Origin of the sequence: Campylobacter sp. B0100352/1, from assembly GCF_020135855.1 — a bacterium.
GTDB classification, from domain to species: domain Bacteria; phylum Campylobacterota; class Campylobacteria; order Campylobacterales; family Campylobacteraceae; genus Campylobacter_D; species Campylobacter_D taeniopygiae.
In genome coordinates, this window is record NZ_JACHTP010000130.1 from 1 (window position 1) to 239 (window position 239).

Sequence of the window (239 nt, forward strand, 5' to 3'; positions counted from 1 at the left end):
TTCATACTCAAACCATAGACTTAGCTAAAAATGTCAATATAGGAGGAGAATATTTAACCAATGTAGGTTTATCTAAAGATACTATAGTAGGATTAAGCAATACTTTAAATGTAGGAGTGGATAATAAAATAAGAATAGCTAAAAATTCAAGTGAGTTTGTAGGAGAAAACAAAGATATAGAAATAGGATCTAATCAAAATACTATCATACATAAGGATGAGATAAAGAATGTGAAGGGA

General features: G+C 28.0%; 1 pseudogene. It reads left to right on the forward strand.

Going from position 1 to position 239, the window contains the following annotated elements:
• A pseudogene (locus tag H2279_RS08850) lies at positions 1-239 on the forward strand (bacteriophage T4 gp5 trimerisation domain-containing protein); the annotation flags it as partial.